Source organism: Micromonospora sp. SYSU B005, from assembly GCF_055362685.1.
Map to the genome: position 1 here is coordinate 139619 of NZ_JAXCFU010000005.1, position 24789 is coordinate 164407.

Below are 24789 nucleotides of genomic sequence, written 5' to 3' on the forward strand. Positions count from 1 at the left end.
CATGGGCCGATGGAGGACGACGGTCCGACGGACGCCGCAAGCGTAATGGCGTCGTCGGCTCACCGGGCCGTGCTCGACCGGGTCGCCGCCGACCTGTTACCTGCCTGCTAGCGGCCCGGATCGGTGGTGTCGCGCGGGCAGGCTAGCCGCCGGTGATCACGCAGGTGAAGACCTCTGGCGCAAGCTTCACCGGAAACGGGCGGAGCTCCGGCCGCACGACGGACACCGACCGGCCGAACGGCGGAACCCGGTCAGTTGACCTCGACCAGCGGCAGCGACTTCCCGGCGCCGCCGCCGGGCAGGGCGATCGACGAGAAGTGCGAGACGACGCGGTCGTCGCTCGGGTCGTCGGCCGGCGTGTGGTGCACCGCGAGCCGGTTGTAGAGCGTGTCCCGCTGGGCCGGGATCCGGTCGGCCGACCGGATCATGCCGATCAGCTCGTGCAGGTTCGACCGGTGCCGGGCACCGGCCGAGGAGATGACGTTCTCCTCCAGCATGATCGAGCCGAGGTCGTCCACGCCCATGTGCAACGCGAGCTGCCCGACGTCCTTGCCGGTGGTCAGCCAGGACGCCTGCAGGTGCGGGACCGTCTCGAAGAACAGGCGGGCCACCGCGACCAGGCGCAGGTATTCCATCGTGGTCGCCTGGGTGCGGCCCTTCAGGTGGTTGTTCTCCGGCTGGTACGTCCACGGGATGAAGGCCCGGAAACCGCCGGTGCGGTCCTGCACGTCGCGGATCATCCGCAGGTGCTCGATGCGCTCGGCGTTGGTCTCGCCGGTGCCCATCATCATGGTGGCCGTCGACTCCAGGCCCTGCCGGTGCGCCAGCTCCATGACCTCCAGCCAGCGCGCGCCGGACTCCTTCAGCGGCGCGATCGCCTTACGCGGCCGGTCCGGCAGCATCTCGGCGCCGGCACCGGCGATCGAGTCCAGCCCGGCGGCCTTGATCCGGGCGATGGCCTCGTCCAGGCTCACGCCGGAGACCTTCGCCATGTGCAGGATCTCGCTCGGGCCGATCGAGTGGATCGCGAGCTGCGGGTACGCCTTCTTGACCGAGGAGAACAGCTCCTCGTAGTACTCGACGCCGTAGTCCGGGTGGTGCCCGCCCTGAAGCATGACCTGGGTGGCGCCCAGCTCGACCGCCTCGCCGCAACGGCGCAGGATCTCCTCGGTCGGGTGGGTCCAGCCCTCCTTGTGCTTGGGGGCCCGGTAGAACGCGCAGAACTTGCACGCCGTCACGCAGACGTTCGTGTAGTTGATGTTGCGGTCGATGAGGTACGTGACGATGTTGTCCGGGTAGCGGCGCCGCCGTACCGCGTCGGCCGCCTCGCCCAGCGCGTGGAAGGGCGCGTCGGTGTAGAGCAGCAGCGCCTCCTCGGGCGTGATCCGCCCGCCGTCCGCGCCGCGTTGCAGGATGTCGTCGATCTCCCGGTTCGCCGTCACATCCCCGAGCGTACGTCGCGGGCCCGACGGCGGGAAACGCCACTCCTCACCCGGTGACGAGAGACCCACCCGGTCAGGGCATGCCCGGACTGGCCACCGGCAGCCCGATCGCCTTGGCCGCCTCCAGCAGCCGCTTGTCGTACGTGACGAACGCGACGAACTCGGCCGCCGCCTGCCGGGCCAGGACCTCGGCGGTGGCGAGGTGGACGGCGTCGAGGCTGCGCAGCATCGCCTCCGGGTACGCGCCCGCGGTCGCCCGGACCGTGGCGTCGATCTCGACCCGGTAGAGACGTCCCAGCACCGAGGGGACGCCGACCAGCGCCTGTGGTGCGGCACGACGCAAGGCCCGTGGCACCTCCACCTCGACGAGAGCCGACGACACCAGGGCGGTGCCGGCGCGCTCGTTCAGCCAGCCGAGCAGATCCGGCGTCTCCGCCTCCCGCCGCAGCATCTTGATGACCGCCGCCGAGTCGAGGTAGATCACCAGCGCTCCTCGTCGCGCGCCTCGATCAGGGCGGCTGCGGCGTCCACCGTGGGATCCCCGAGCACCGGCGGCATCGGGACCGGGCCGGTCGTGGTCGGGGCCGTGGCCCGGCCCTCGGCCACCAACCGGCCGAGGAGCGCGTCGCCGGCCAGCACCGGGACGAGACGGGCGATCGGCTCACCCCGATCGGTCACCTCGACCGTCTCACCGGCGCGCACCCGCGCCAGCACCCGGCTGGTGTGCTGGTTCAACTCCCGGACGGCGATCTGCTCCATGAGCCAAGTGTAGGACGCAACGTTCTACGCGTCACGGATGGTGGTCGACCCGAAACGCCACCGCGGGAAGCGGAGCGCTGGCGTCGCCCGCCTAAGCTCTCGGCGTGTCAGTCGTATCTCCCCCGCCCACCCCCGTACGCGTGGCCGGCGCCCGCTCCGCCCTCTGGTCCCTCATCATGACCGCCGTGCTCGTCGGCTTCGGCCTCGCTGTGATCGCGGTCAGCGCGGTGGTCGGCCACCTCACCGTGGGACTGCCGATCGCGGTGCCGATCTCTGTCGCCCTGGCCGGCTGCCTCGCCTTCGCGGTCGGCCTGCGCCTGCTGCACCGGGGCTGGTGGCTGACCCTCCTGTCGGTGCTGCCGGCCCTGTTCGTGCTGGTGGGCACCGTGCAGCTCGCGCCGGAGTCGGTCCTTCGGGAGCGCGGCGTCGCCCAGCAGGTGACCATCACCGACGTGGAGACCGCCGGCAAGCGGCACGAGTTCGCCCTCCAGGGCGACACCGGCCGGCTCGACGAGCCGCTGGTCTACCGGGGCAGCTCCCCCGGCTACCGGGTCGGCCAGCGGCTGACGGTGCTCGTCGACCCGCGGGGCGAGGTGGAACTGGCCGACGCGCGGGACGTGGACCCGGACGGGAAGCGGGGCATGCTCGTGCTCGGCGCGGCGGGATGGACCCTGTTCGCGCTGGTCGGCGGGTGGCGCGGCCACGTCAGCCGGGCCCGTGGCCGCGCCGCCACGGCACCGCCGGTGGTGTTCTGACCGGCGGCGCCGCTAGGCGTCGTAGTCGACAGTGAGTTCGTCGGTGACCGGGCTGGACTGGCAGGTCAGCACGTAACCGGCGGCGACCTCGTCGGGCTCCAGCGCGTAGTTGCGCGCCATCGTCACCTCACCGGACGTCACCTTGGCCCGGCAGGTCGAGCACACCCCGCCCTTGCAGGCGTACGGCAACTCGCCGCGCACCCGCAGCGCCGCGTCGAGCACCCGCTCGTCCCGGCCCATCGTGAAGCTGGACGAGCGCCCGTCCAGCAGGATCGTCACCTCGGTGCCGGCCCCGGGCCGGTCGGTCTCGCGCCGCACCGGCTCCGGCGGGGCGTCGACGTGGAACAGCTCGGTGTGCACCGCCGCGTCCGGCACGCCACGACCCGCCAGCACCGCCTTGGCGTCCACCACCATGCCGTACGGGCCGCAGAGGAACCACTCCTCGATCTCGTCACCGGGTACGACGGTGTCGAGCAGCCGGGTCAGCCGGTCGGCGTCGATCCGCCCGGACAGCAGCGCCGACTCGCCCATCTCGCGGGACAGCACGTGCACCAGGTGCAGCCGGGTCGGATAGCGGTCCTTCAGGTCGGCCAGCTCCTCGGCGAACATCACCGAGTTCGCCGTGCGGTTGCCGTACACGAGCGTGAACGTGCTGCGCGGCTCGGTGGCCAGCGCGGTCGCGGCCAGCCCGAGGACCGGGGTGATGCCGGAACCGGCGACCACCGCGCCGTACCGGCGGGCCCGGTCCGGGGTGAACGCGGAGGTGAAGTGGCCCAGCGGCGGCAGCACCTCGACGGTGTCGCCGCCGCGCAGCGCGCCGCAGGCGTACGCGGAGAACGCCCCGCCCGGAACCTCACGCACCCCGACCCGCAACCGGCCGTGCCGGGCCAGATCGTCTGGGGTGGAGCAGATCGAGTACGACCGCCGCACCTCCTCGCCGTCGCCGTCGGCCGGACGGCGGACGGTGAGGTGCTGCCCGGCGGAGAACGCGAACGTCTCGCGCAGCGCCTCCGGTACCGCGAACGTGATCGACACCGAGTCGTCGGTGAGCCGGTCCACGGCGGCGACGGGCAGCGGGTGGAAGACCGGCCGGCGGCGGACCGGCCGGGTGATGGTGACAGTCACAGCGCCTTCAGGTGGTCGAAGGGTTCGGAACAGGACCGGCAGCGCCACAGCGCCTTGCACGCGGTGGAGCCGAAGCGGCTGATCTGGGTGGTCTCCGGCGACCCGCAGCGCGGACAGCGTACGGCCAGCGTCAGCGGCACCACCGTGTCGTCGCCGCGCGGCGCGGGCGGGGCGATGCCGGCGGCGGCGAGCTTGGCCCGGCCGGTGTCGGAGATCCAGTCGGTGCTCCACGCCGGGTGGTAGACGGTGCGGACCTCGGCGTCCGGATGCCCGGCGGCGGCCAGCGCCCGGCGGATGTCCTCCCGGATCACGTCCATCGCCGGGCAGCCGGTGTAGGTGGGGGTGATGGTGACGACGACCCGGCCGGTACCCGGTTCCTCGTCGACAGCGCGCAGGATGCCCAGCTCGTCGATGGTGATGACCCGGATCTCCGGGTCCACCACCGCCGCCGCGGCCGCCCTCGCGCTGCTCACCAGCGAGCTCCGGGGTGGGCGCGGTGCAGCACCTGCATCTCGGCGAGCAGGTAGGACAGGTGCTCGGTGTGCAGGCCGTCCCGGCCGCCGCCGGGTGCCCAGCCGGTCTCCGGCCGGGTCAGCGTGGCCTCGTCCAGCACCGCGGACACGGTGGCGTCGAAGTCGGCCCGAAGGGTGGACGGGTCGACCGGCGCCGCCGGGTCCGGGGCGAACAGCTCATGGACGTACGGCCACACCTGGTCGACCGCGTCCTGCATCCGCCGGTGCGACTCCTCGGTGCCGTCGCCGAGCCGCTTCACCCACAGCGCGGCGTGGTCCAGGTGGTACGCCGACTCCTTGCGCGCCTTCGCCCCGACCGCCGCCAGCCGTTCGTCGGCGCAGCCGGCCAGCGCCGTGTAGAGCGGCGACTGGTACGCGGCCAGGAAGAACAGCTTCGCCATGGTCACGCCGAAGTCGCCGTTGGGCAGCTCGACCAGCAGGCAGTTGCGGAACTCGCGGTCGTCGCGCAGGTAGGCCAGGTCGTCCTCGTCGCGGCCCGCGCCCTCCAGCTCGCCCGCGTACGTGAGCAGCAGCCGCGCCGCGCCGAGCTGGTCGAGGGCGATGTTGGCGAGCGCGATGTCCTCCTCCATCTCGGGCGCGCGGGAGGTCCACTCACCGAGGCGCTGCGCGGCGATGAGCGCGTCGTCGCCGAGGGCGAGCGTGAAGTCGAACAGGCTCATAGGTGCGCAGCCCCTTCGGGGACCTCGTAGAAGGTGGGGTGCCGGTAGACCTTGTCGGCGGCCGGGTCGAAGAACGCGTCCTTCTCGTCCGGGCTGGACGCGGTGATCGCGCTCGCCGGCACCACCCAGATGGAGACGCCCTCCTGACGGCGGGTGTAGAGGTCCCGGGCGTTGCGCAGGGCCATCTCGGCGTCGGGCGCGTGCAGGCTGCCGACGTGGGTGTGCGACAGGCCACGGCGGGCCCGCACGAAGACCTCCCACAGGGGAGAGGACGCGCTGTTCATGCCGTGCTGGCTGGGCATGCCCTCACGGCCCTCGCTTCGCTCGGTGCGTTCGCTCATGCCGCCACCGGCTCCTTTCGCTTCGCCCGCTTCGCGGCGTACGCCGCGGCGGCCTCCCGTACCCACGCGCCGTCGGCGTGCGCCTTGCGCCGGTGCGCCATGCGCTCCCTGTTGCACGGCCCGTCGCCCTTGATCACCCGCATCAGCTCGGCGTAGTCGGGCTGGGTGTAGTCGTACGCCTGCCGCTCGTCGTTCCAGCGCAGGTCCGGGTCGGGGAGGGTGAGGCCGAGCACCTCCGCCTGGCCGACGCACATGTCGACGAAGCGCTGGCGCAGCTCGTCGTTGGAGAAGCGTTTGATCTTCCAGGCCATGGACTGGGCGCTGTGCGTCGAGTCACCGTCCGGCGGGCCGAACATGGCAAGTGACGGGTACCACCAGCGGTCCACCGCGTCCTGGGCCATCGCCTTCTGCGCTTCGGTGCCGTGCGCCAGCGTGTGCAGGATCTCGTAGCCCTGCCGCTGGTGGAACGACTCCTCCTTGCAGACCCGGATCATGGCCCGGGCGTACGGCCCGTAGGAGCAGCGGCACAGCGGCACCTGGTTGACGATCGCCGCGCCGTCCACGAGCCAGCCGATCGCGCCCACGTCGGCCCAGGTCAGCGTCGGATAGTTGAAGATCGAGCTGTACTTCTGCCGCCCCTCGAGCAGCAGCTCCACCAGCTCGTCGCGGCTGATGCCGAGCGTCTCGGCGGCCGCGTAGAGGTAGAGGCCGTGACCGGCCTCGTCCTGCACCTTCGCGAGCAGGATCGCCTTGCGCTTGAGCGACGGCGCCCGGCTGATCCAGTTGCCCTCCGGCTGCATGCCGATGATCTCGGAGTGGGCGTGCTGGGCGATCTGCCGGATCAGCGTCCGGCGGTACGCCTCGGGCATCCAGTCGCGGGGCTCGATCTTCTGGTCGGCGCCGATGACGTCGGCGAAGTACGCCTCGACGTCCTCGTCCGGGGCCGCGCCACCGCGCCGGGCGCGTGCCGCCGCCTCGCGCAGCGCCGCCTCCGCCGCCTCCACCTCGCCGAGCAGGCCGCCGCCCGGAGCGTCCTCGGGCGGGGCGAAGTCATTGCCATACATGCAGCCAGTGTTACAGCTCGGCACGAACGACACCAGAGGGTGTAACAGGTTTCCGGGCCACCTGGCGTCACCGGCCGTGCGCGCGCCGCCATCGGCGCTGGTAGCTGTGATGTCGATCACTCGGAATAGAGGAAATCCCCCAAGGGCGGCAAAGTGGCTCAATATCCCGCCCACCCGGCAAAGTCACGGGTGTCGAGACCTGGCGTCAGGGCTGTCCGGAAGTAGACTTCCCCCCGGCAAACCGTTCGGCTTCATGATCGTCACCGTTCAGGCCATCGTCCCCCGGCCTGTCGGCGACCGGGCCGGACCCATGCGGAAGTGCCGGTCCCCCCGGCCAGACATCTGGAGTTCACCACTCATGCGACCTCGCGTGACCATGGCGGTCGCCATCGTGGCGATCATCATCGGTGGCGTCATGCTGGTGCCGGCCGCGTACGCGAAGCTCGCCGGCGGCGGCGACGCGGGCGGCCTCGGCGGCGGTGCGCAGGTCCCGGCGCCGACGCCGACCGCGCCTGCGCCCCCGACGCTCGCCGACGCCCCGGTGTCGGTGAACTTCAAGGGCGAGTTCTTCTCCTGGGCCCTGATGGACCGCGAGACCGGCACTGTCACCGGCGCGAAGAACATGAACCAGACCAGCTCCACCGAGTCGATGCTCAAGGCCTGGATCGTCGCCGACTACCATCGTCAGCTCGGCGACAAGCAGCCGGCCGCCGACCTTGAGAAGGCGGCGATCCTGGCGATCCGGAACAGCGACGACGACGGCGCCAACCGGGTCTACCGGGCGGCCGGCGGCTCCTACCGGCCCCAGCCGGGCGGCAAGCCGGACCCGGTCATCGCGCGGGCGATCCGGATCTGCGGCCTGACCGACACCAAGCCCGGCGACGTGCCCCAGTACAAGGGCTGGTGGAGCTTCACCGAGATGTCCCCGCGTGACGCGGTCCGCCTCGGCGACTGCATCGCCGACGGCCGCGCCGCCGGGCCCAAGTGGACCAAGTGGCTGCTCACCGAGATGACCAAGGTGGCCGGCAGCGTCAACAAGCAGGGCGCACGGTCCGGCGGCGGCCGGTGGGGCATCATCGACGGCCTGCCGGCGACGATCAAGTCGCAGGGCCCGGTGCACATGAAGAACGGCTGGACCCAGCTCGCCTACGACGGCAACTGGCACGTCAGCTGCCTGGCGTTCACCGACAAGTGGAGTCTCTCCGTGATGATGCGGTACCCGGGCCGCGCCGGCCTGCCGTACGGTGCGAAGATGTGCGCCGCCGTCGCCACCCAGCTCGTGACGCCGCAGCCCGGCGCCGCGCTCAAGGTGCCGCAGCAGCCGGTCGGGAAGCTCTGATGGCCGGTGCCCGGCGTCGGCCCGGCAGCTATCGGCGCCCACTCGCCTTCAGCGCCCTGGCTGCGGTCCTCGTCGGCCTGCTCGGCCTCTCCCTGCGTGTGATCCCCGGCTCGCCGCTGGAGGCGACCGCGAACTCGCGTCCCGAACCGACGAACGAGCGGTCCACTCAGCAGTCCGTCGACCGCAACGCGCCACGCGTCGCCCCCTCACCGTCGATCGCCCCGCTGCCGTTCCAGGCGAAGAACCTGGACAGCCTCAAGATCAAGGGCTGGTACGCCTGGTCCGTGCTGGACAAGCGCACCGGGAAGATCATCGGCTCGGCGAACATGGGCGAGACCAGCACGACCGCGTCACTGATCAAGTCCTGGGTGGTGGCCGACTACCTGCGCCTGAGCGCCGAGGACGGCAAGACGCCGAGCGATGCGAAGCTCGCCGACGCCACGAAGATCATCCGGGACAGCGACAACACCCGCGCCCAGGAGTTCTACGAGAACGTCGGCGGCTCGGACTCGATCGAGCGGCTGATCTCGATCTGCAAGCTGACCGACAGCGAGGTCGCCTCCGACGGCGGCTGGAGCCGCACCGAGCTGTCCCCTCGTGACACCGCCCGGCTCGGTCTCTGCATCGACGACGGCCGCGCGGCCGGGCCGAAGTGGACCAAGTGGCTGCTCAACGAGATGCGCCAGGTCCGCGCTCCCGGCGACTTCGGCATCCGCAAGGCGTTCCCGGCGGCCGAGCAGAAGAAGATCGCCATCAAGAACGGGTGGATCGACCGGGACAAGGAAGAGGAGTACCACGTCAACTGCCTGGCCATCGGCGACACCTGGACGATGGGCGTGATGCTGCGCACCCCGTTCGGCGTCGAGGGCGGCTGGGAGTACGGCATGGACGCCTGCGAACGGATCACCAAGGCGCTGCTGCGCCCCGCGACCTGAGCCACGCGAATCCAGCGACCTGAGCCCACGCGCCCGCCCGCCGGCCTGAGCCCCGGGCGGCGGCGCGGTCAGCCCTGGAAGAACTCCGGGCCGCCGGCCGGCAGCGCCGGCACCTCCCCGTACGCGGCCGCCCGGCGGGCGAACTCGCGCAGCCCGGCCACCTGCCGCTCACCGAGCGAGAAGTCGAGCGCCCGGAAGTACGTGGCGAGCGTCGCCGCGTCGAACGTCTCCCAGCGCGCCGCCGCCTCCGCCACCTGGTCCAGCTCGGCCAGGCACAGGTCACGCGAGCGCAGGAACGCCTCGTGCACCTCCTTGACCAGGCCCGGGTGGGCGGCGGCGAACTCGCGGCGTACCGCCCAGACGGCGAACACCATCGGCAGGCCGGTCCAGTCGTGCCACGCCTGCCCCAGGTCGGTCACCTCGAGGCCCTTGGCCGGCGCCTCGTAGAGGGCGCGCAGCGCCACGTCACCGATCAGCACCCCGGCGTCGGCCTCCAGCAGCATCTGGGTCAGGTCCGGCGGGCAGCGGAAGTACTCCGGGCGCACCCCGTGCCGCTCGGCGAGCAGCAGCTGGGCCAGCAGCACCCCGGTACGCGACGTGGAGCCGAGGGCCACCCGGGCGCCGTCCAGCTCGCCCAGCGGGCGGGTGGACACCACGTTCACCGAGAGCACCGGCCCGTCGCTGCCGACCGCCAGGTCCGGCAGGAGCAGCAGGTCGTCGGCGTGCTTGAGGAACTCCACCAGCGTGATCGGGCCGATGTCCAGGTCACCGGCGACCAGGTCGGCGCTCAACCGGTCCGGCGAGTCCTTGTGCAGGTCGACGTCGATCAGCGCGCCGGACCGCATCAGCCCCCAGTAGATGGGCAGGCAGTTGAGGAACTGGATGTGCCCCACGCGGGGGCGGGCGATGCGGTCGGCCATGACCCGACCGTATCGCCGTGGCTCCGACCTCGCCGCCGGGGGATCCGATCGAGTGGTGAACTCCGCTCCCGGCGGGAAGGAAGGGCCCCTTGTTAACGCCTCCGGTAGAGGAAGGGCCCCTTCTTAACACCAGCGGTCACACGGGCCCCGCCGCCACGGCGACGGCAGGCGTGGCCGCTCGGTTGGCGGCGCGCTCGGCGCGTACCGCGCGGCGGACCGGCCAGGCCAGCGCCACCACCACCAGCAGACCGGCCACGCCGCATGCGGCGACGAGCGCGCGCGGACCGGCCACCTCCAGCAGCAGGCCGCCGACCAGGTAGCCGCCCATCGCCGCGCCCTGCGCCGCCGCCCCGAAGACGGCGAACGCGCGGCCCCGCGCCGCCTCCGGCACCCGCCGGGCCAGCAGCAGGTTGTTGAAGACGTTGTCGCCCCCGTTGCCCACCCCGCCGAGCAGCCAGATCGGCACGAGCAGCCACGCCGAGGGCACCGCTGCCGAGACGAGCACCGCCAGGCAGCATCCGCCGAGCAGCACCAGCCCGGCCCCGAGCAGCGCGCCGTCGTCGGCGAGCCGGCGGGCGACCCGGGCGAACAGCCACGCGCCGAGCACGATGCCGAGCGTCCAGGAGCCGGTGACCAGGCCGTACACGGTGGTGCTGCTGCCGAGCGTCTCCCGGATGAAGAAGACCTCGATCACGTTCACCGCGCCGACCGCGCCGATCACCGCGGCCACGCTGCCGACCATCACGGTGAGCAGCGGGTCACGGCGCAGCCGCCAGGCGGGCGCGACCGCCGCGGCGACCGCGGCCGGCGTCCGGCGCCCTCCCCTGCGGGTACGGATGAGCAGCCCGGCCGCCACCAGCGCGAGGTAGCTGAACGCGTCGACGAGCAGCGGCACCCGGGTGCCGAACTGCCCGACGAGCAGCCCGGCCAGCGCCGGACCGGCGAGCGCGCCGAGCGTCCCGGCGGTCTGGTTGAGCGCGCCCGCCCGGGGCAGGTCCTCTGGCCGGACCATCACCGGCACCAGCGCGGCGATCGCCGGCTGAGTGACCGCGAGCCCGGTCGCCAGGAGCGCCACCAGCGCGATCACCAGCACCGGATCCCGCGCGTACGCGAGGGCCAGGCAGACCGCGGCCTGCGCGAGACCAGCGGCGACGAGCAGCACCCGGCTGTCCACCCGGTCGGCGAGCCGGCCGGTCAGCGGCGCGAGCACCACGAGCGGCAGCGTCGCGGCGAGCAGCAGCCCGGAGACGGCGAGGCCGCCGGCGCCGGCGGACTGGAGGGCGAGCGTGAGCGTGGCGGCGGCGAGGAAGTCCCCGCAACTGGAGATGCCGCGCGCGGTGGCCGCGAGCCAGACGTCCGGCCAGCGCGACTCGTCAGTTGTGAAGGACATACTTCGAAAGTAATCCTTCACAACTGACGCGCGCAAGCCCTCAGTCGACGGGCATCGCCCGGTACTGGGTCGCCACCGGCCGAGCGCCGGCCGGCGGATCGGTCCGGGTCCGCCGCCGGTACGGCTCCATCAGCGCCTGGACCGCCTGGTTCAGCTCGGTCAGCTCCTCGGCGGTCATGAGCAGCATGCTGTCGCTGAACCAGGTCGCCGCGTACCACTCCGGCGACTCGTCCGGCGCCCGGCGCAACCAGTCCCGGACCCGCTGGGCGTCACGGACCATGTGCGCCTCGACCAGGGCCGCCTCGGCGGCACGCGCCTCCGGATCGGCGTCCGGCCCCACCTCGACATGGAACGACGGATTCACCGCCTGCCACACCCGCTCCCGGGCGTCACCCCGGCCCGGCGCCTGCCGGACCAGCCCGAACTTCGCCAGCTCGCGCAGGTGGTAGCTGGTGGCGCTCGGCGACAGCCCGGCGATCTCGGCGCACTCGGTGGCCGTCGCACCGCCCTCCAGCGTGCCGAGATGTTCCATGATCGCCATGCGGGCCGGGTGAGCGAGCGCCCGCATCACCTGCGGATCACTGATCGTCACCCGGCTCCGGCCGGGAAGCGCCTCGGTCATGCCTCAATGATCCCGCGTCCGCGGACGCCGGGATCCAGCGGTGGAACTCATCGGATCAGGCGACCTTGAGCTGCTCGTCACCGAAATCGGCGATCAGTTTGAGGGTGCCCCCGAGCGCGCCGATGTAGCGCGCGAGCACCTCCTGGGTCGCGACGTTACCCGCCTCGATCTGCGAGACCCGAGCCACCGAGACCCCCATCCTCGACGCCACCTGCTCCTGGGTCATCTCCCGCCGCTTGCGCAGCTCGGCGAGCCGCCACCCGCGAGCATGATCGAGCATCTCCCCGACCTCGGCCTCGAACGCGGGCGGTCCGCCGGCCGTGTCGATCGCCCGGTCCAGGTGTGTGGTGTCCCGCCAGCGCTTGACGCCGCTCATCGGTTCTCCTCCTGCCGTTCCTTCAGGTACGTGTCGTACAGCTGCTCCGCCTCCGGTATGGCCTCCCGGTACCAGCGTGCCCACTGCCCGGACTTGTCACCGGCGACCAGCAGCACCGCCGAACGCCAAGGATCGAAGACGAACAGAATCCTGATCTCGGTGCGCCCCGCTGACGGGGCCGCAGCTCCTTGAGATTGCTGAGACGCGAGGCGGTGATGCTGTCGACGAGGGGCCGACCCTCGGCGGGCCCGTTGCGCTCCAGCACCAGGATGGCCTGGTTGACGAGGCGATGGGAGTTGCGGTCGAGGACGTAGAGCTGGTCGAGGAACTCCTCCACCTGCCCGGTCATCAGGATCTCCCACTCCATCCCCCCACCTCCGGACTTAATAATATTCTTAAGGCGGAGGTGGGTCGAGCGAATCGCCTGCCACCACGAAATTCGTTGGCGCGACCTGCCAGCGCTCCCGTAAAGTCGATGGCCGCCCGACGGCCGCGGTGAGCATGCACCGCAGCGGACGTCCCCGCGCCGGGAGCAGGCCAACCGCCCCGGACACGCGAGCGAGCCTCAGTTGAGCCATCGGAGTTCACAGTGCCCGCAACCGATCTTGACGCCACACCCGGTCTCGACGCCGAGCTGACCGCCGAACGTGCCCACCTCGACGCCTCCCGCGCCGCGCTGAAACGGATGCGGGAACGCGCCGAGGCGCTCTTCGCCACCGGTGACAAGGTGGCCGGTGACTCGTACACCGCCGAGCAGCTCGGCCGGCACATGGCCCGGCGGGTCAAGGAACTGGCCGACGACCCGACCACCCCGCTGTTCTTCGGCCGCCTGGACTTCGGCGGCGACGACTCGGACCACGCCGGGCGGGAGTACCACGTCGGGCGCCGGCACGTCACCGACGAGCTGGGCGAGCCGCTGGTGCTGGACTGGCGGGCCCCGGTCTCCCGGTCGTTCTACCGGGCCAGCGCGCGTGATCCGCAGGGCGTCGCCGTACGCCGCCGGTTCGGGTTCAGCGCCGGGACGCTGACCAGCTTCGAGGACGAGCACCTGGACCGGGGCGAGGAACTCGGCACCGCCAGCCGCATCCTCACCGCCGAGATCGAGCGCCCCCGCGTCGGCCCGATGCGCGACATCGTGGCCACCATCCAGCCGGAGCAGGACGAGCTGGTCCGCGCCGACCTGGCCGACTCGATCTGCGTGCAGGGCGCGCCCGGCACCGGGAAGACGGCGGTCGGGCTGCACCGCGCCGCGTACCTGCTCTACCTGCACCGGGAACGGCTGCGCCGCTCGGGCGTGCTGATCGTCGGGCCGAACCGGGCGTTCCTGTCGTACATCGCGGCGGTGTTGCCCGCGCTCGGTGAGGTCGAGGTCGAGCAGGCCACAGTGGAGGACCTGGTCACGCGGGTGCCGGTCCGCGCGGTCGACGACCCGGCCGCCGCCGCGCTCAAGCACGACGTCCGGATGGCCGAGGTGCTGCGCCGGGCCGTCGAGGCCCACATCGGTACGCCGACCGAGCCGATCATGGTGTCGGACGGCTCGTACCGGTGGCGGATCGGGCTGGACCCGCTGCACCGGCTGGTCACCGAGACGCGCCGGGAGGGGCTGCCCTACGCCACCGGCCGGGAGCGGGTGCGGGCGCGGGTGGTGGGGCTGCTGCAACGCCAGGCCGAGGCGCGCCGGGCGGAGTCACCGAGCGACGCCTGGCTGCGCCGGATGAGCCGGATCAAGCCGGTGACCGACCTGCTCGACACGGTCTGGCCGGCGCTCACCCCGGACGGGCTGCTGCACCGGCTGCGTACCGACGCCGACGCGCTCACCGCCGCCGCGGACGGCCTGCTCACGCCCGAGGAGCAGGAGCTGTTCCGGTCCGGCAAGATCGGCCGCACCGCGAAGGCAACGCGATGGACCGCCGCCGACGCGGTGCTCATCGACGAGGTGGCCGGGCTGCTGGAACGGCCCGCCGGCTTCGGGCACGTGGTGGTAGACGAGGCGCAGGACCTCTCCCCGATGCAGTGCCGCGCCATCGCCCGGCGCAGCGAGCACGGCTCGATCACGCTGCTCGGCGACCTGGCCCAGGGCACCGCGCCCTGGGCGGCGACCGACTGGCGGGACTCCCTGGCCCACCTGGGCAAGCCGGACGCCGCTGTGGTGCCGCTGAGCGTGGGCTTCCGGGTGCCCGCCGCCGTGGTGGCGTTCGCGAACCGGCTGCTGCCGGCGCTCGCCGTCGACGTACCCCCGGCCCGGTCGCTCCGCAACGACGGCGCGCTCGACGTGCGTACCGCCGAGGACCTGACGGCCGCGACGGTGGCCGAGGTGCGGGCGGCGCTCGCGCACGACGGCTCGGTCGGTGTGATCGCGGCCGACGACGCGGTCGACCGGCTCCGCGCGGCGCTCGCCGACGCGGGCGTCGAGACCGCCACGGCCGACGACGTCGAGGCCGCGGCGCGCGTCACAGTGGTCCCGGCGACGCTGGTCAAGGGCCTTGAGTACGACCACGTGGTGGTCGTCGAGCCGGCCGCGATCGTGGCCGCCGAGCCGCGCGGGCTGCACCGCCTGTACGTGGTGCTGACCCGGGCGGTCTCCCGCCTGGCCGTGCTGCACCGCGAGCCGCTGCCCGCGCCGCTGGCCGCCTGACGCGGGCGGGCCGGCCGCGCTGACGTGGACGGCCGGCCACGCTGACACGGGGGGCCCGGCCGCGCGGACGCGGCCGGCCGACTGCGGTCCTGGACGGCCCGGCCGCCGTCGTGGCGAGTGGGTCCGGTCAGGCGGACAGTGCGGTGGCGACCTCGCGCAGCGGGCGGCCGGACTCGGCGATCGGCACGGTGAACGAGAGCCACGAGCCGTCGGTGAAGTCGATCCGCAGCCGCTTCGGGTTGAGCCGGTGCCAGCCCACCCGCGCGGAGGCGATCTCGCCGCGCGCGGCCGACCACGCCACGGCGGTCTCGGCCAGCGCGCGTTCCTCGGCCTCGCGCCCGGCCAGCAGCTTCACCCCGCCGGTACGGCAGATCAGCAGCCGCCGGTCGGTGACCGCGAGCAGCGTCTCCCGGACCTGAAGGTCGGGCCGGGGCGGGCGGAGCGCGCGGTGCAGGCGGGAGGCGGCGGTGCCGGGGGCGCCGCGCCCGGCGATCCCCCAGCCGATCGCGTCGACCAGGCGGTCGCCGCGGTCCCAGGTGGCCAGTGGCAGCAGGATGTTGAGCAGCACCGAACCGACGGTCCGCCGGCTCGGCTCGCCAGTGGACTCCGGCTCGGGCGGCGGCGCCGGAGCGAGCCCCTGGCCGACGTCGGCCTTGGCGTGGGCCAGGACGCGCTCGCCCGGCTCGACGAGCAGGCCGATCCGGTCGCGGTATCTGGTCTCGTCCATCGGCTCAGTATCGGTCGTGGCCGTAGCCGTCGTCGGCGGGGCGCTCCGCGCCCGGCGCGTTGCCCATCACCTCGCCGACGATCTCGCGTACCCGGGCGGCGGCGGCCTCCTGCGCCCGGTTCGCCGCCGAGGTGATCTCCTCGGCGAGCGTGTACGAGTCGAAGCGCATGGCCCGCGCGTTGATGTCGGTGGAGAGGATCTTGCCGTCGGCGGCGGCCACGACGGTGACCAGGCCGGAGTCGCTGACCCCCTCGGCACTGCTCTGCTCCAGCTCGGCCATCCGCGCGCCGAGTTCGCGCTGCCACCCGTCCAGGTTGCGGGCCAACGCCTCGATCCGGTCCAGGGCCGGGAACGTCATTGCTGCCTCTCAGTTCACGATCGAGTCGAACACGTTCTGCACGCCCTTTGTGTACGGGCCGAGATCATCGCGGTACGTGCCGTCCACCAGGTAGTTGCGGTCCTTGCGCCCGTCGGAGACGTCGTGCAGGCCCATCCCGGTGTCGAGCAGGGCGCCGCCGATGCCGGGGATGTTCACCGGGGACGCCTGGTTGATGGCGAACTTGCCCGGGAAGAGCACGGCGGCGCGTTCCACCTTGAAGGCGAGCGCCGCCTTCGTGTAGCCGGACTTGCTGAACGCGCTGTACGCCTTCTTGGCCCGGCGCAGCTCCATCACCACCTTGGCGTAGTGGTCGAGCAGGTTGGCGACCTTCTGGAGCTTGGTGGCGAGCTTCGTGAGGATCTCCGCGAACCGCGCCACGATCTTGACCATACGGCCGACGGTGGTGGCGAGCCGGGCCAGCACCCGCACCACTGTGGCGGCAAGGCTCACGCCGGCGCTCAGCGCCGCCGCCACCGCGGCGATGATGATCTCGGTCAGGAACCAGAGCAGGAACTCCAGGATCAGCTCGACCAGCAGGTTGAACGCGTCCACCGACGCGTTCGCGGAGTCGACGAGCACCTCCTTGGTGCCGTCCAGCCCCTTTGCGAGATCGTCCATCGCCTCCTCGATGGACTGCATCGAGGCGTGGAACTTCTCCGCCGCGTCGCCGTCCCAGGCGCCGCGCAGCCGCGCCCGGTCGGCGATCTGGTCACCGGCGATCTGCCGGACCGCCTCACCGGTGGTCATCGCGAGCTGGGCCGCCCGCATCAGGTCGTCCGGCTCACCGGCGACCAGTTCCAGGAGCTGCTCGAACGGCCACAGCACCGCGTTCGACAACGGCTTGAACGGGTCGGGCGTGCCCGACACGATCTGCTCGAAGTAGGTCTTGTTGCGCTGGAGCGCCTCGGTGCTCATCCTCGCTCCCCCTCAGCCGCCGGCGGTGAACATCGTGTCGTTCGCCGAGTCCGTGTCGTCGTAGGCGGCGGCGGTCTCGGCGAGCCCCGTGGCGACGGTCAGCATGGTCTCGGCACCGTCCGCCAGCCCCTGCAGGCACGCCTCGAACTGCTGCTCGTACGCGGCGGCGAGGCTGAACGACGCGGGCATCACACCGAAGGAGTGCCGGGCCACGTGGCCGTCGCGGAACACCCGCTCCAACTCGCGGAACCGGCCGGCCCGGTCCCGGGAGGCGGCGGCGAATGCCCTCAGCGCCTCCGGCTGGACGTCGAGATTCCTGCTCGGACTGGTCACGGACCCTCCCCAGTGTCCGGTCGGAACTTCCACCGTCGTCGACGGCGCCCCCAGACTAGGTGATGTGAGCACCCGGTCAGGGGACAGCGGGGCTGGCGCACGCACGGTAGACAGGGGAGGCACAGCACTTACCTGCGAGGAGATCGCCGATGAACCTGGCCCGCGCCGAACAGGTCAGCCGTCGCTACGGCGACGTGCTGGCGCTGGACCGGGTCGACCTGACCGTCCGGGCCGGGGAGCTGGTCGGCCTGCTCGGCCCGAACGGCGCCGGCAAGAGCACGCTGATCAACCTGCTGGTCGGGCTGCGCCGGCCCACCGCCGGCCGGGTCGAGCTGTGCGGCGGCGACCCGCGCGACCCGGCGAGCCGGCGGCAGCTCGGCGTCACCCCGCAGGAGACCGGCCTGCCCGGCACGCTGCGGGTCGGCGAGGTGGTCGACTTCGTCTCCGCGCACTTCCCCGACCCGGTGCCGCGGGGCGAACTGCTCGACCGCTTCGGCCTCGCCGACCAGGTACGCCGGCAGACCGGCGGCCTCTCCGGCGGCCAGCGTCGCCGGCTCGCCGTGGCGCTGGCGTTCGTCGGCCGTCCCCGGCTGGTGGTGCTCGACGAGCCGACCACCGGCCTCGACGTGGAGGCGCGGCACGCGCTCTGGGACGCGATCCGCGGCTTCCACGCCGACGGCGGCACCGTGCTGCTGAGCAGCCACTACCTGGAGGAGGTGGAGGCGCTCGCGCAGCGGGTGGTGGTGATCGGCCACGGGCGGGTGCTGGCCGACGACTCGGTGGCCGCGATCCGCGGGATCGTCGGCGTACGCCGGGTCAGCCTGGTCGCCGACGACCTGCCGGCGCTGCCGGGCGTGGTCGCCACCGAACGCGCCGACGGGCGGGTGCACCTGCTGACCACCGACGCCGACCAGCTCGTCCGCGACCTGGTCACCTCCGGGGTGCCGTTCCGCGACCTGGAGGTCCGGCCCACCTCGCTGGAGGAGGCGTTCCTCGCCATCACGGCCGACGACCGGCCCGCGCCCACCCCCGCCTAGGAGGCCGCCGTGCCGCTCGCCCTGGTCCACGCCCGCTACCAGCTCATGGAGATCGTCCGAGTACCGGTCGCGGTGTTCGGCAGCGCCTTCTTCCCCGCCGCCTCGATGCTCTTCTTCGTGGTGCCGTTCGCCGGCGACGACCCCACCGGAGCCACCTACGCCACCGCCGCCATGGTCACGTTCGCGGTGATGACCGCCAACATCTTTCAGTACGGCGTGGGTGTCGCCGAGGACCGCGACCAGCCCTGGAACCCGTACACCCGGACCCTGCCGGCCGGGCCGGCGCCACGGCTGGCCGGGCGGATCCTGGCCGGGCTGGTGCTGACCTACGTGTCGATGATCCCGGTGGTGGTGATCGCGGCGGTCGCCACCGAGGCCCGGGTCAGCGCGGTGCAGTTCCTGCTCGGGCTCGGCGCGGTCGCCGTGGTCTCGGTGCCGTTCACGCTGCTCGGCCTGGCGATCGGTTACTCACTGCCGAGCAAGGCCGCGATCGTGGTGGCGCAGGTGGTCTTCTTCCCGCTCGCGTTCGGCGGCGGCCTGCTCTCCGGGCCGGACGACGCGCCCGGCTTCATCAAGGCGATCGCCCCCTACCTGCCGACCCGGGGCGCCGTGGAGCTGATCTGGGCGGCCGTCACCGACTGGCAGCCCGATCCCCGGGCGCTGGTGATGCTGGTGGTCTGGGTGGTGGCGCTCGCCGCGGTCGCCGGGTGGGCGTACCGGCGGGACGAGGGACGCCGCTTCAGCTGACCTTTTGTCCGGTTCCGGCCCGGTGGCCGACCCGGCGGTGCCACGATGCCGACAGGGCGGGCGCGCGGAGCCGCCCCCGGCGAGAGGGGTCACCGTGAACGGCATCGAGCCCGGCACGCCCTGCTGGACCGACCTGGCCACGCCCGGTCTGGACGACGCACGACGGTTCTACCCCGAGCTGTTCGGCTGGACCGGAGAGATCTCCCCCGAACCGGAAGCCGCCGGCTACACCGTCTTCCGCAAGGACGGCAAGGCGGTCGCCGGGGCCGGCCCACCCGGCACGCCGGACCAGGTGCCGGTCTGGTCCACGTACGTGGCGACCGACGACGCCGACCTGGTCGCCACAAGGGTCGAGGCGGCCGGCGGGCAGGTCGTCGTCTCCCCGTTCGACGTCGCCCAGCAGGGCCGGATGGCGGTCCTCGCCGACCCGGCCGGCGCGGTGTTCAGCGTGTGGCAGCCGATGGCGATGCGCGGGGCCGAGCTGTACAACGCGCCCGGCGCGATGTGCTGGAACGAGCTGGTCACCCCCGACCCGGAGGGCGCGAAGGAGTTCTACGCACTGGTCTTCGGCTGGCATCCGGAGGAGCGCCCGGCCGGACCGGTCGCGTACACCGGGTGGCGCTGCGGCGCCCGGATCGTCGCCGGGATGCTGCCCCGGGCCGAGCCGATGCCGGAGGACCTGCCCGCGTACTGGGCGGTCTACTTCGCGGTGGAGGACGCAGACGCGACCGCCGCCCGGGCCGCGGAGCTGGGCGGCACGATCCTCGTCCCGCCGCGCGACAACCCCGCCGGCCGCAGCGCCGCCCTACGAGACCCGGCCGGCGCCCTCTTCTCCATCTCCACCCTGCGCTGACCCCACCCCCACCCCCACCCTCCCCGCCCCTCCCCACCCCACCCTCCCCGTCGATCTTGCACTCGCGGCCCCCACTGCGAGGCATACACACCTTTTGCCGGGGCCAAAAGTCCAAGATCGACGAGGAGAAGTGAAGCCGGTCGAGATCTTGGTGCGGAGTGGCCCCCAGGAGGGCCGATTCGTACCAAGATCTATGCGCGCTCCGTCGATCTTGCAGTTGCGGCCCTTCCGAGGTGGCATACGCACGTTTTGCCCGGGCCGGAAGTGCAAGATCGACGGGGAGAAGGGGGCGGGGAGGGGGCGGGGAGAGGGCGGGAAGGGCGGCGGGGGTCAGGTGGGGCGGACGGGGACCACCAAGGGGCCGTGGTCGCCGGGGATCACCCGGATGTGGGCTCGGTAGTGGCGGGCCAGCAGCTCCTCGGTCAGCACCTCCTCCGGTGGTCCGGCGGCTGCCACCCGGGCGTCGGCGAGCAGGACCAGACGGTCGGCGTACTCGCCGGCGATGGAGAGGTCGTGCATGGTGGCGAGCACTGTCAGTCCGTGCTCGCGGCGGAGCTGGTCGACCAGTTCCAGCACCTCCTGCTGGTGCCCGATGTCCAGCGCGCTGGTCGGCTCGTCGAGCAGCAGCAGGGTGGCGCCCTGGGCCAGCGCCCGGGCCAGGAAGACGCGCTGCCGCTCGCCGCCGGAGAGGGTGGCCAGCTCGCGGTGGGCGAACGGGCCCAGGTCGAGGCGGTCCAGCACCTCGTGCACGGCGGCCAGGTCGGCGGCGGACTCGCGGCCCAGCGGCGGGATGTACGGGGTGCGCCCGAGCAGCGCGTAGTCGAACACCGACATGCCGATCGGTACGACAGGGGACTGCGCCACGGTGGCCACGATCCGGGCGCGGTCGCGGCGGCGGAGCGCGCCGATCGGCGTACCGAAGAGGGCCACCTCGCCCGGTGCGGCCAGCAGGCCGCCGACGGCGCGCAACAGGGTCGACTTGCCGGCGCCGTTGGGTCCGATCACGGTGACCCACTCGCCCGCCGTGACGGTGAGGTCGACGCCGGCCAGGACCGGGGTGCCGCCCAGGGCGACGCGCAGGTCGTGGACGCGCACCGCGGGGGCGTTCACATCGCCACCCGGCGGGCGGTCCGCAGGACCAGCACGAAGAACGGGCCGCCGAGTAGCGCGGTGACCACGCCGATCGGGATCTCGGCGGGCGCGGCGGCGGTACGGGCGACCACGTCGGTCAGGGCCAGGAACGCGCCGCCGAACAGCATCGACAGCGGCAGGATCACCCGGTGGCTGGAACCGGCGAGCAGCCGCATGGTGTGCGGCACGATGATGCCGACGAAGCCGATCAGCCCGGACGCGGAGACGGCGGCGGCGGTGCCGAGCGACGCGGCGGCGATCAGCAGGTAGCGGGAGCGCTGCGGGTGCAGGCCAAGACCGGCGGCCTCGTCGTCGCCGACGGAGAGCACGTCCAGCTCGCGCCGGTGCAGCAGCACCACCACGGAGGTGAGCACGAAGTACGGCAGGACCAGCCACACGTCGTGCCAGCCGGCGGTGGCGAGCCGTCCGAGCAGCCAGGAGTAGACCTGCTGGATGTTGTCGGAGTGCTGTTGCAGCAGGTACGTCTGCCCGGCGGCGAAGAACGCGGAGACGGCCACGCCGGCCAGGATCAGCGTGGCCGGGGAACGGTCCCGCCCGCCGGCCGCGCCGAGCAGGTAGGTGAGCACCACCGCGCCGAGCGACCCGACGAACGCGGCGAGCGGGATGGTGATCGGCAGCCCGGTCAGCGCGCCACCCGCACCGGCGCCGAGGACGATGGCCGCGGTGACCGCGAACCCGGCGCCGGCCGCCACGCCCAGCAGGTACGGGTCGGCCAGCGGGTTACGGAAGACGCCCTGGTAGCAGCCGCCGGCCAGGGCCAGGAGCGCGCCGACGAGCAGTCCGAGCACGACCCGGGGCAGCCGCAGCTCGGTGATGATCGCGACTTCCCGCTCGGTGAGCCCGCTGTCCAGGTGCACGCCGGGCAGCAGGTTGAGCAGTTCGGCCGCGACGCTGCCGGGCGGCAGGCTGACCGGGCCGAGGGAGACGCCCGCCACCAGCGCGACGAGTACCGCCACGACTCCGGCGAACAGCCAGCGCTTACGCAGCCCGGCGGGCCGGATCGGGGCGCCGCCCGCGCCGGGCGCCCCGGGCCGCCCGGGGCGGGACAGCGGCCGGATGCCCGGCCGGGACGCCCGAGGCGTCCCGGCCGGGTTCGGGGCGGAGTCCGCCTGTCGTAGGGCCACGGTCAGGCCGGGACCTTGGCGGTGGCGTCGACGATCACCTTGAGCAGGTCGACCACGCGCGGGCCCCAGCGGGAGGCGATGTCGTCGTCCAGCTCCACGATCTGGTTGTTCTTCACGGCGGTGATGCCGGACCAGCCGCTGCGCGCCTTCACCGTGTCGGCGTTCTGCTTGCAGCACTTGGTGTCGGAGAGGAAGACGAAGTCGGGGTTCGCCTTGACGATGACCTCCTGGGAGAGCTGCGGGTAGCCGCCGTTCTTCCCGTCGGCGTCGGACGCGTCGGCGATGTTCTCCAGGCCGGCGAGCGCGTAGATGGTGCCGATGAAGGTCTTGCTGGTCGCGCTGTACAGCTCCGGGCCCAGCTCGTGGAAGTAGGTCGGCTTCTCCGTACGCTTCGGCAGGTCCTTGGTCAGCGCGGTGATGTCGTCCTTCATCTTCTGCACCACGGCGTCCGCCTCGGACCGGTGGCCGGTGAGCGTGCCCAGGTCGGTGAGCTGCCGGTACGTGTCGTCGAGCGTGGCCGCGGCGGGGATCTGGAGGACCGGGATCTTCAGCGCGACGAGCTGGTCGGCGATCTTGTTGAGGTTGTCCGAGATCACCACGAGGTCGGGGTTGCGGGAGGCGACCGCCTCGGCGTTCGGCTGGTAGCCGGACAGGTCGGTGCGGGGCGCCTCGGCCGGGTAGTTCGACTGGTCGTCGACGGCGGTGACCTGCTTGCCGGCGCCGATGGCGAAGAGCATCTCGGTGGAGGTCGGCGAGAGCGAGACGATCTTCTCGGGCCGCTTCTCCAGCGTCAGCTTGCCGACGGTGGCCGGGAACGCGCCGCCGGAGCCGCCGGCGGCGGGGGTGTCGGTCGAGGTCTTCTCGGCGCAGCCGCCGAGGAGCAGCACGCCGGCCGCGAGCGCGGTGGCGAAGAGCCGGGGGGTACGTCTGGACATGGGGCCTCCTGTCGGTCGAGGAGTGTGGTGCTTCGCCGACAGGTGGAAAGGCCCGCCCGCGAGGCGCCCTTCCTCGAGAGCGCGTGTCGCGACCGGGCCGCAGGCGACCTGGCTCGTCCCACGTCCGTCGGCGCCGGCGGAAGGCCGGCGCCGCGCGTACGGGGCATCACAGTTGCGGGACAGCGCCGGTTTCGCACCGGCTTCGCTGTGGCACGGTCGGTGCCACGGTAGCGCACGACCAGCGGAGATCGTCCGGACGGTGGGGGTGGGTGGGAACCCCGGCGGGGGTGGAACCGGGGTTCCCACCCGGTGGTGAGGTCAGCAGTACTGGCTCTGCTTGCCGATCGCCCGGTACGGGCAGTCGGCGTACTCGGACAGGATCAGCACGGCCTCCCGGTTGCGTGAGGTCTGCGCCGGGATCACCTCGTCCGGCGGGTAGAAGCCGCCGCCGGAGGCCGAGCCGGGGTACATCTCGAAGGTGTACGCCCAGATCTTGTGGGCGCCCCACATCCAGTCGATGCTGGTGCCGTCGGCGATGTAGAGGTCGCTCGACTGTTCCGGGGTGTAGTTGTTCGTCGCCGCCATCTGCCGTCCGATGGTGGCGAAGGTGTTGTACTGGTCGGTGTTCATCCCGGTGGCGGTGTTGTTGTACGTGTATCCGTACGGCCAGAGCACCAGCTGCGAGTAGGTGTGGAAGTCGATGTTCGCCTTGATCTGCTGCACCCCGCCGACGACCCGGCTGTTGACGAAGTTGCGCAGCGCCGCGGTCTCCGGTGCGGAGAAGGCGGACGGGCCCCGGTAGGTGTCCGACGACTTGGTGCCGGACGAGCCGCCGCAGCAGCCCCACTGGTAGCCCCAGTTGCGGTTCAGGTCGGTGCCGACGGCGGTGGAGCCGCTGTTGGGCTGCCGGTTCTTCCGCCAGGAGCGGTACGAGCCGGTGGCGATGTCGTACTCGCTGCCGTCCGGGTTGACGGTGGGGACGATCCAGATCTCCCGGGAGTTGACGATGTTTGTGATCCGGGAGTCGCTGCCGTAGTTGTCGGTGAAGAGGTTGAGCAGGTAGATCGCCATCTCGACGGTCAGGTGCTCACGGGCGTGCTGCTGGGCGTTGAACAGGATCTCCGGCTCGGCCTCGTCGGTGGCGACGTTGTCGGAGATCTTCACCGCCATCAGGTCCCGGCCCTGGTACGACGTGCCGATGCTCAGCTTGCGGGCGATGGTCGGGTGGTCGGCGACCACCTTGTTCACCACCGCTGTCAGCTCGGCGTAGTCGTGGTAGTTCGAGTCGGCGGGCGGGAACGCGTTGGCGGTCATGCCCCCGTCGGCGTGGTCGTGCTCCGGCGCGGCGTCCTTCTCGAGCCGGAATCCGAGCCGGGTGATCGCGTTGGCCTCGGCCTTGGTCGCCGTGACGTGCAGCACGCCGTGCTCGGAGTAGTCGATCGCGGCACCGGTGGAGGCGACCGCGGTGCGGTCGGCCGCCGTACGCGGCCCGAGGACCCGGTAGGCGACTGTGGTCGGCTCGCCGGAGCCTTCCGGTGCGGGTCGGGCGACGGCGGGGGCTGCGGCCGCGGCGACGATGGTGAGGCCGACGGCGGCGGCGAGCGCCAGCCGGCGGCGGAGCGGAGAGGCGCGGAAGGCCATGGACAACCTCCTGGGGGTACGGGAGATCCCGTTGTCCGCACACTCCACCAG

At 72.4% G+C, this 24789-nt stretch carries 26 protein-coding genes, 2 pseudogenes and 1 riboswitch; of the genes and pseudogenes, 7 read left to right on the forward strand and 21 right to left on the reverse strand.

What is annotated here, in order from left to right:
- Positions 1–251 precede the first annotated feature (251 nt).
- The 3 genes from mqnC to SM452_RS14275 all read right to left on the reverse strand — a co-directional run bounded on the left by mqnC (position 252) and on the right by SM452_RS14275 (position 2201).
- Entirely contained in the window at positions 252–1442 is a 1191-nt protein-coding gene (mqnC, locus tag SM452_RS14265; RefSeq protein WP_262016139.1) for a cyclic dehypoxanthinyl futalosine synthase, read from the reverse strand.
- 73 nt (positions 1443–1515) lie between these two features.
- Positions 1516–1926 (reverse strand): type II toxin-antitoxin system VapC family toxin, encoded by a 411-nt coding sequence (locus SM452_RS14270; RefSeq protein WP_262016140.1) that lies wholly within the window; start codon positions 1924–1926, stop codon positions 1516–1518.
- Entirely contained in the window at positions 1923–2201 is a 279-nt protein-coding gene (locus SM452_RS14275) for a type II toxin-antitoxin system Phd/YefM family antitoxin (RefSeq protein WP_030500764.1), read from the reverse strand. Before SM452_RS14275 ends, SM452_RS14270 begins: the two co-directional genes overlap by 4 nt.
- A gap of 104 nt (positions 2202–2305) precedes the next feature.
- Here SM452_RS14275 and SM452_RS14280 point away from each other — a divergent pair, with 104 nt between their 5' ends.
- Positions 2306–2956 (forward strand): DUF3592 domain-containing protein, encoded by a 651-nt coding sequence (locus SM452_RS14280; RefSeq protein ID WP_262016142.1) that lies wholly within the window; start codon positions 2306–2308, stop codon positions 2954–2956.
- Between the two features lie 12 nt (positions 2957–2968).
- On the opposite strand, the gene paaE is transcribed toward SM452_RS14280, so the two are convergent.
- The 5 genes from paaE to paaA are packed head-to-tail and all read right to left on the reverse strand — an operon-like array spanning position 2969 to position 6678.
- Positions 2969–4081 carry a 1,2-phenylacetyl-CoA epoxidase subunit PaaE gene (gene paaE, locus SM452_RS14285; RefSeq protein ID WP_463840074.1) on the reverse strand — a complete coding sequence of 371 codons (1113 nt, stop codon included), beginning with the start codon at positions 4079–4081 and terminating at the stop codon, positions 2969–2971.
- Entirely contained in the window at positions 4078–4554 is a 477-nt protein-coding gene (paaD, locus tag SM452_RS14290; RefSeq protein ID WP_194802044.1) for a 1,2-phenylacetyl-CoA epoxidase subunit PaaD, read from the reverse strand. The genes paaE and paaD overlap by 4 nt, the downstream gene beginning before the upstream one ends.
- Positions 4551–5273, reverse strand: coding sequence for a 1,2-phenylacetyl-CoA epoxidase subunit PaaC (paaC, locus tag SM452_RS14295; protein WP_463840075.1), 723 nt, complete (start codon positions 5271–5273; stop codon positions 4551–4553). The genes paaD and paaC overlap by 4 nt, the downstream gene beginning before the upstream one ends.
- Positions 5270–5614, reverse strand: a complete 345-nt coding sequence (gene paaB, locus SM452_RS14300; protein ID WP_410054968.1) for a 1,2-phenylacetyl-CoA epoxidase subunit PaaB — start codon at positions 5612–5614, stop codon at positions 5270–5272. Before paaB ends, paaC begins: the two co-directional genes overlap by 4 nt.
- Positions 5611–6678: a 1,2-phenylacetyl-CoA epoxidase subunit PaaA gene (gene paaA, locus SM452_RS14305; protein WP_355512854.1), complete on the reverse strand. Its 1068-nt coding sequence runs from the start codon at positions 6676–6678 to the stop codon at positions 5611–5613. The genes paaB and paaA overlap by 4 nt, the downstream gene beginning before the upstream one ends.
- Positions 6679–7036: 358 nt before the next feature.
- Between paaA and SM452_RS14310 the strand changes: the two genes are divergently transcribed.
- Both SM452_RS14310 and SM452_RS14315 read left to right on the forward strand, forming a co-directional pair.
- Entirely contained in the window at positions 7037–8017 is a 981-nt protein-coding gene (locus SM452_RS14310; RefSeq protein WP_463840076.1) for a hypothetical protein, read from the forward strand.
- Positions 8017–8952, forward strand: a complete 936-nt coding sequence (locus tag SM452_RS14315; protein WP_262016147.1) for a hypothetical protein — start codon at positions 8017–8019, stop codon at positions 8950–8952. The genes SM452_RS14310 and SM452_RS14315 overlap by 1 nt, the downstream gene beginning before the upstream one ends.
- Positions 8953–9020: 68 nt before the next feature.
- Here the strand turns inward: SM452_RS14315 and SM452_RS14320 are convergent, their stop codons facing one another.
- From SM452_RS14320 to SM452_RS14340, 5 genes and pseudogenes are all read right to left on the reverse strand, one after another.
- On the reverse strand, positions 9021–9872 hold the full coding sequence (locus tag SM452_RS14320; protein WP_194802049.1) for a menaquinone biosynthetic enzyme MqnA/MqnD family protein: 852 nt from the start codon (positions 9870–9872) through the stop codon (positions 9021–9023).
- 136 nt (positions 9873–10008) lie between these two features.
- Positions 10009–11262, reverse strand: coding sequence for an MFS transporter (locus SM452_RS14325; RefSeq protein WP_366618473.1), 1254 nt, complete (start codon positions 11260–11262; stop codon positions 10009–10011).
- 40 nt (positions 11263–11302) lie between these two features.
- The gene (locus SM452_RS14330) at positions 11303–11884 is read right to left on the reverse strand and encodes an ArsR/SmtB family transcription factor (RefSeq protein ID WP_194802051.1); all 582 of its coding nucleotides are present in this window, start codon (positions 11882–11884) and stop codon (positions 11303–11305) included.
- A 55-nt stretch (positions 11885–11939) separates the two neighbouring features.
- Positions 11940–12260: a helix-turn-helix domain-containing protein gene (locus tag SM452_RS14335; protein WP_355512847.1), complete on the reverse strand. Its 321-nt coding sequence runs from the start codon at positions 12258–12260 to the stop codon at positions 11940–11942.
- A pseudogene (locus SM452_RS14340) lies at positions 12257–12627 on the reverse strand (type II toxin-antitoxin system RelE/ParE family toxin). The gene SM452_RS14335 and the pseudogene SM452_RS14340 overlap by 4 nt, the downstream one beginning before the upstream one ends.
- Before the next feature lie 222 nt (positions 12628–12849).
- Here SM452_RS14340 and SM452_RS14345 point away from each other — a divergent pair.
- Positions 12850–14895, forward strand: a complete 2046-nt coding sequence (locus SM452_RS14345; protein ID WP_463840077.1) for a HelD family protein — start codon at positions 12850–12852, stop codon at positions 14893–14895.
- Positions 14896–15022: 127 nt separating this feature from the next.
- Here SM452_RS14345 and SM452_RS14350 read toward each other — a convergent pair whose 3' ends face one another.
- From SM452_RS14350 to SM452_RS14365, 4 genes are read right to left on the reverse strand one after another with little or no spacing between them, the layout of a single operon-like run.
- Positions 15023–15622, reverse strand: coding sequence for a hypothetical protein (locus SM452_RS14350; protein ID WP_355512843.1), 600 nt, complete (start codon positions 15620–15622; stop codon positions 15023–15025).
- Positions 15623–15626: 4 nt separating this feature from the next.
- A complete protein-coding gene (locus tag SM452_RS14355) occupies positions 15627–15980 on the reverse strand; it encodes a YbaB/EbfC family nucleoid-associated protein (RefSeq protein ID WP_013283579.1) in 354 nt (117 codons plus the stop codon).
- 9 nt (positions 15981–15989) lie between these two features.
- Positions 15990–16916 (reverse strand): WXG100 family type VII secretion target, encoded by a 927-nt coding sequence (locus SM452_RS14360; protein ID WP_135242872.1) that lies wholly within the window; start codon positions 16914–16916, stop codon positions 15990–15992.
- Positions 16917–16928: 12 nt separating this feature from the next.
- Positions 16929–17249: a type VII secretion target gene (locus SM452_RS14365; RefSeq protein ID WP_194802055.1), complete on the reverse strand. Its 321-nt coding sequence runs from the start codon at positions 17247–17249 to the stop codon at positions 16929–16931.
- 149 nt (positions 17250–17398) lie between these two features.
- Here SM452_RS14365 and SM452_RS14370 point away from each other — a divergent pair, with 149 nt between their 5' ends.
- The 3 genes from SM452_RS14370 (at position 17399) to SM452_RS14380 (ending at position 19886) form a co-directional block, all read left to right on the forward strand.
- The gene (locus SM452_RS14370; RefSeq protein ID WP_355512839.1) at positions 17399–18286 is read left to right on the forward strand and encodes an ABC transporter ATP-binding protein; all 888 of its coding nucleotides are present in this window, start codon (positions 17399–17401) and stop codon (positions 18284–18286) included.
- 9 nt (positions 18287–18295) lie between these two features.
- Entirely contained in the window at positions 18296–19033 is a 738-nt protein-coding gene (locus tag SM452_RS14375) for an ABC transporter permease (protein WP_262016153.1), read from the forward strand.
- A gap of 94 nt (positions 19034–19127) precedes the next feature.
- Complete coding sequence (locus SM452_RS14380; protein WP_463840078.1) at positions 19128–19886, forward strand: VOC family protein; 759 nt, start codon at positions 19128–19130, stop codon at positions 19884–19886.
- Between the two features lie 330 nt (positions 19887–20216).
- On the opposite strand, the gene SM452_RS14385 is transcribed toward SM452_RS14380, so the two are convergent.
- The 4 genes and pseudogenes from SM452_RS14385 to SM452_RS14400 all read right to left on the reverse strand — a co-directional run.
- Positions 20217–20996 (reverse strand): ABC transporter ATP-binding protein, encoded by a 780-nt coding sequence (locus SM452_RS14385; RefSeq protein ID WP_355511309.1) that lies wholly within the window; start codon positions 20994–20996, stop codon positions 20217–20219.
- On the reverse strand, positions 20993–22087 hold the full coding sequence (locus SM452_RS14390) for a FecCD family ABC transporter permease (protein ID WP_463840148.1): 1095 nt from the start codon (positions 22085–22087) through the stop codon (positions 20993–20995). The genes SM452_RS14385 and SM452_RS14390 overlap by 4 nt, the downstream gene beginning before the upstream one ends.
- A gap of 77 nt (positions 22088–22164) precedes the next feature.
- Entirely contained in the window at positions 22165–23097 is a 933-nt protein-coding gene (locus SM452_RS14395) for an ABC transporter substrate-binding protein (protein WP_262016156.1), read from the reverse strand.
- A 107-nt stretch (positions 23098–23204) separates the two neighbouring features.
- A riboswitch (cobalamin riboswitch) is annotated at positions 23205–23298 on the reverse strand.
- A gap of 120 nt (positions 23299–23418) precedes the next feature.
- Positions 23419–24738 (reverse strand): annotated as a pseudogene (locus tag SM452_RS14400) (M14 family metallopeptidase); the annotation flags it as partial.
- Between the last annotated feature and the right edge of the window lie 51 nt (positions 24739–24789).